This is a genomic window from uncultured Aquincola sp., assembly GCF_964001545.1.
Classification (GTDB): Bacteria; Pseudomonadota; Gammaproteobacteria; order Burkholderiales; family Burkholderiaceae_C; genus Aquincola.
Map to the genome: position 1 here is coordinate 1 of NZ_CAXFDV010000147.1, position 3,881 is coordinate 3,881.

Consider the following 3,881-nt stretch of genomic DNA (forward strand, 5'->3'; position numbering starts at 1 on the left):
ACCTGGCCCCAGACGGCCAGATCATCCCTGAAGCGTATCCGCCGATTGAAGAAGTCGTTGATGAAACGAAGCCGGTCTTCCTCGGCCATCTCGGCGGCCTGGATCAGCGCCGGCTGCAGGGATTCGACCCCGCTGACCGCCAGCGGACCCAGCCGCTGCGCCGCCACCACCATGCGGTCGTCGTCCCACGCGGCCGATGGCAACACGCCCAGCGCCAGCAGCGCAACCAGGCCGGCCGACGCAAGTCGCTTGGCCCACCCGCCCCCGCGCCGCCGCGGGCCAAGCGGCGGCGCAGCATCGCCCGCGGGCGCGCGAAGGTGAGGTGGGGGGGACACGCCATGGTTTCGTCATCCCCGGGGCGGACTTGAGAGGGCAGGCGCGCGGGCCACGGCCGTGAAAAAGCCGCCCGAAGGCGGCTCTGGCAGCGTGGGCGGCCGGGCTGCGCCCGGCGCGCGCCTTACTTGCGCTGCGGCGGCAGGTCGGTGCAGCTGCCGTGGGCCACTTCGGCGGCCATGCCGATGCTTTCGCCCAGCGTCGGGTGCGGGTGGATGGTCTTGCCGATGTCCACCTCGTCGGCGCCCATCTCGATGGCCAGGGCCACCTCGCCGATCATGTCGCCGGCATGCGTGCCGACGATGCCGCCGCCCAGGATCTGGTGCGATTCGGCGTCGAACAGCAGCTTGGTGAAGCCCTCGTCGCGGCCGTTGGCGATGGCGCGGCCGGAAGCCGTCCACGGGAACAGGCCCTTCTTGACCTTGATGCCCTTGGCCTTGGCCTCGTCCTCGGTCAGGCCCACCCAGGCCACCTCGGGGTCGGTGTAGGCCACGCTCGGGATCACGCGGGCGTCGAACTGCGCCTTGGTGTCACCCGAGGCCGCTTCCGCCGCCACATGGGCCTCGTGCACCGCCTTGTGCGCCAGCATCGGCTGGCCGACGATGTCGCCGATGGCGAAGATGTGCGGCACGTTGGTGCGCATCTGCACGTCCACCGGAATGAAGCCGCGGTCGCCCACGATCACACCGGCCTTGTCGGCGCCGATCTTCTTGCCGTTGGGCGTGCGGCCCACCGCCTGCAGCACCAGGTTGTAAACGCCTTCGCTCTTGCTGCCGTCCAGGCCCTCGAAGCTGACCTTGATGCCGTCGGCCGTGGCTTCGGCGCCCACGGTCTTGGTCTTGAGCATCAGCTTGTCGAAGCGATGGGCGTTCATCTTCTGCCACACCTTGACCAGGTCGCGGTCGGCGCCCTGCATCAGGCCGTCCAGCATCTCCACCACGTCGAGCTTGGCGCCCAGCGTGGAGTACACCGTGCCCATTTCCAGGCCGATGATGCCGCCGCCGATGACCAGCATGCGCTCGGGCCGCTGGCGCAGCTCCAGCGCGCCGGTGCTGGTGACCACGCGCGGATCGTCCTTCGGCAGGAACGGCAGCTTCACCGCCTCGGAGCCGGCGGCGATGATGGCCGACTTGAACTTGATGGTCTGGGCCTTGCCGTCAGCGCCCGTCACCTTCAGGTGGAAGGGGTCGGCGAACTCGCCCACGCCGTTGACCACGGTGACCTTGCGCATCTTGGCCATCGCGGCCAGGCCGCCGGTGAGCTTGCCCACCACCTTGTTCTTGTGCGCCAGCAGCTTGCCCAGGTCCACCTGCGGCTCGGCGAAGCTCACGCCCAGGTCGGCGAAGTGCTTGACCTCGTCCATCACCGCGGCCACGTGCAGCAGCGCCTTGCTGGGGATGCAGCCCACGTTCAGGCACACGCCGCCCAGGGTCGGGAAGCGTTCCACCAGCACGGTCTTCATGCCCAGGTCGGCGGCGCGGAAGGCGGCCGAGTAGCCGCCGGGGCCCGCGCCCAGCACCAGCATGTCGCACTCGAGGTCGGCACCGCCGGCATAGCTGGCGGCTTGCGGCGCGGGGGCAGGAGCTGCAGCCGGCGCGGGCGCCGGTGCGGCCGCAGCCGCGGGGGCCGCAGCAGGTGCTGCCGGCGCGGGTGCCGGGGCGGCAGCGCCCTCGGCTTCCAGCACCAGCAGCACCGAGCCTTCGTTCACCTTGTCGCCGATGTTGACCTTGAGCTCCTTGACCACGCCGCCGTGCGACGAGGGGATCTCCATCGAGGCCTTGTCGCTCTCGACGGTGATCAGGCTCTGCTCGGCCTTGACGGTGTCACCCGGCTTGACCAGCACCTCGATGACGGCCACGTCCTTGAAGTCGCCGATATCCGGCACCTTCACGTCGATCAATGCCATGTCGTGCTCCTTCCGTTCAGAGCACGATGCGGCGGAAGTCCGCCAGCAGCGATGCGAAGTAGACGTTGAAGCGAGCGGCAGCCGCGCCGTCGATCACGCGGTGGTCCCAGCTCAGGCTCAGCGGCAGGATCAGGCGCGGCTGGAAGGCCTTGCCGTCCCACTTGGGCTCGATGGTGCTCTTGCACACGCCCATGATGGCCACCTCGGGCGCGTTGATGATCGGCGTGAAGTACTTGCCGCCGATGCCGCCCAGCGAGCTGATGCTGAAGCAGCCGCCGCTCATGTCGGCCGGCCCCAGCTTGCCGTCGCGCGCCTTCTTGGCCAGCTCGCCCATCTCCTGGCTGATCTGGAAGATGCCCTTCTTGTCGGCGTCCTTGATCACCGGCACCACCAGGCCATTGGGCGTGTCCGCCGCAAAGCCGATGTGGAAGTAGTTCTTCAGCACCAGCTGCTCACCGTCCAGCGAGCTGTTGAACTCGGGGAACTTCTTGAGCGCCGCCACGGCCGCCTTGATCATGAAGGCCAGCATCGTGACCTTGATGCCCGCCTTCTCGTTTTCCTTGTTCAGTTGAACGCGGAAGGCTTCCAGCTCGGTGATGTCGGCTTCGTCGTGGTTGGTGACGTGCGGGATCACCACCCAGTTGCGGTGCAGGTTGGCGCCGCTGATCTTCTTGATGCGCGACAGGTCCTTGCGCTCGACCGGGCCGAACTTGGTGAAGTCGACCTGCGGCCAGGGCAGCAGGCCCGGGAAGGCGCCACCGGCAGCGGCAGCCGCCGGCTTGGTCGCGGCGGCCGACGCCTGGGTCTGCACGCTGCCGCTCATCACGCCCTTGACGAAGGACTGCACGTCCTGCTGGGTGATGCGGCCCTTGGGGCCGGTGCCCTTGACCTCTTGCAGCGGCACGCCCAGTTCACGGGCGAAGCGGCGGATGGAGGGCGAGGCATGGGGCAGCTTGCCCTTGGCCGCCGTCGGGTCGTGCGCGGGCATCGCGGCCGGCGCGGCAGCGGGCGCAGACGCCGCAGCAGCAGCCGGAGCCGGGGCAGCGGCAGCCGCGGGGGCCGGGGCCGGCGCGGGTGCGACGGCCGGTGCGGCCGCGGGGGCCGCCGCGCCCGCAGCGCCTTGCAGCACCGCGATCAGCGTGCCCTTGGACACCTTGTCGCCGACCTTGACCTTGAGCTCCTGCACCACGCCGGCATGCGACGAGGGGATCTCCATCGAGGCCTTGTCGCTCTCGACGGTGATCAGGCTCTGCTCCACCTTCACGGTGTCGCCGGCCTTGACCATCACCTCGATGACGGCCACTTCGTCGAAGTCGCCGATGTCGGGCACGGTCACTTCCACCGGGCCGCTGGCGGCGGCCGGGGCGGGCGCAGGGGCAGCGGCAGCCGGTGCCGGGGCAGGCGCGGCGGCGGGCGCAGCAGCCGGTGCGGGCGCCGGCGCCGCAGCCCCCGCATCGGCGGTTTCCAGCATCAGCACCAGCGTGCCTTCGCTGACCTTGTCGCCCACCTTCACCTTCAGTTCCTTGACCACGCCGGCATGCGACGACGGGATCTCCATCGAGGCCTTGTCGCTCTCGACGGTGATCAGGCTCTGTTCCGCCTTGATGGTGTCACCGGGCTGGACCATCAGTTCGATGATCTC

At 69.4% G+C, this 3,881-nt stretch carries 2 protein-coding genes and 1 pseudogene; all 3 read right to left on the minus strand.

Annotated features, from left to right (window positions below):
• Window positions 1-206 (minus strand): annotated as a pseudogene (locus ABNT58_RS05015) (hypothetical protein); the annotation flags it as partial.
• A 251-nt stretch (window positions 207-457) separates the two neighbouring features.
• Window positions 458-2,239, minus strand: coding sequence for a dihydrolipoyl dehydrogenase (lpdA, locus tag ABNT58_RS05020; RefSeq protein ID WP_348752411.1), 1,782 nt, complete (start codon window positions 2,237-2,239; stop codon window positions 458-460).
• Between the two features lie 16 nt (window positions 2,240-2,255).
• Window positions 2,256-3,878 carry a dihydrolipoyllysine-residue acetyltransferase gene (gene aceF / locus ABNT58_RS05025; protein ID WP_348752412.1) on the minus strand — a complete coding sequence of 541 codons (1,623 nt, stop codon included), beginning with the start codon at window positions 3,876-3,878 and terminating at the stop codon, window positions 2,256-2,258.
• Window positions 3,879-3,881: the final 3 nt, after the last annotated feature.

What these genes read in the sequence shown, in the direction of transcription:
- lpdA (WP_348752411.1), bottom strand. Translation starts at nt 2,239, where the DNA reads ATGGCATTGATCGACGTGAAGGTGCCGGATATCGGCGACTTCAAGGAC.